General features: G+C 56.9%; 1 pseudogene. It reads left to right on the forward strand.

The window, feature by feature from the left end:
* Window positions 1-106 precede the first annotated feature (106 nt).
* Window positions 107-1,139 (forward strand): annotated as a pseudogene (locus tag CWO89_RS44195) (IS110 family RNA-guided transposase).
* Window positions 1,140-1,412: the final 273 nt, after the last annotated feature.

Below are 1,412 nucleotides of genomic sequence, written 5' to 3' on the forward strand. Positions count from 1 at the left end.
GAGTTCCAGTGCATCAAAAGTGATGGTGTGGAACGGCCCTTCGAACCGGCATCAAAAGTGCCTAACGTGGTCGCGTTGAGAAGCGCCACAAAGGAAGGACCGTTCCATGGAGAAGATTATCACAGTGGGTTTGGATTTGGCTAAGTCGATCTTTCAAGTTCACGGCATAACCGAAAGCGGGAAAGTTCTGGTTCGCCGCACGTTGCGACGATCGCAGGTGCTGCCTTTCTTTCGCGGACTTCCCTCCTGCTTGGTGGGTATGGAGGCCTGCGCAAGTGCGCATCACTGGGCGCGCGAGATCGCCGCGCTGGGGCACTCGGTCCGCATGATGCCGCCAGCCTACGTGAAGCCCTACGTCAAACGAAATAAGACCGACATGGCGGATGCAGAAGCCATTTGTGAGGCGGTCACCCGGCCGACGATGCGGTTCGTACCGATGAAGACTGCCGAACAACAAGCAGCCGGCATGATCTTGCGAGCGCGAGAGATGCTGATGAGACAGCGGAGTCAGACTGCAAATGCTCTGCGCGCTCATATGGCCGAATTGGGCATTGTCGTGGGGACAGGCATGGCAAGCATCACGAAACTTCTGGGGCTGCTCCGGGACAGGGAAGACGATAGGATCCCCGCTACCGCCCGCTTTGCCCTGATCCACTTCGCTGAACAAATTGAGCTACTTACCACCCGTATAGAGAAACTCGATAAGGAGATTTTGGTTGCCGTCAGAAAAGATCCCGACGCGAGGCGTCTGATGAGCATTCCCGGTGTCGGTCCTCTCATCGCAGCTACCGTTCGGACATCGGTCTTGGATGCTCGTTGCTTTGCGACTGCACGAGATTTTGCGGCTTGGATGGGGCTGACGCCGAGGGCACAGTCGAGCGGCGGGAAAGAACGGCTCGGCGCGATATCGAAGCGCGGAAATCGGCAACTACGGACACTCTTAATCGTCGGTGCGACCTCTATCATCAAGCTTGCTAAACGAGGTTTGAAAGTCCCGCTCTGGGGTTCGGACCATGCTGCAACGACGGCCGGTCAAGGTCGTATCCGTGGCGCTTGCCAATAAGATTGCGCGCACCATTTGGGCGTTGCTAGTCAGAGGCGGCATCTATCAGGCGCCGGCTGCAATGCTGAAATCCTAATCTTAAGAGCTCATCGGCGGAAGAGGAGAGCTGCCGAGGAGGCAAGGTGCAATCTGGATGAACACTGAATGACGACATTCCCGGTAGCAGTCAGACCGCCTGACTCACTGCGCTTCGAGCGCGCGAAATTGATTGGGCGATTGCTTCCGCGGATATCATCGTGGCCAGCGGCCAGGTGCCGCGTTCACAGGCCGAACATATGACCGCACCGTCATCTCTTGTTCAACCAGAGAAAGATCTTGCAGCCCGGGCCGTTCCACATATGAGTCAGAG

This window comes from Bradyrhizobium sp. Leo170 (assembly GCF_004296405.1).
Classification (GTDB): domain Bacteria; phylum Pseudomonadota; class Alphaproteobacteria; order Rhizobiales; family Xanthobacteraceae; genus Bradyrhizobium.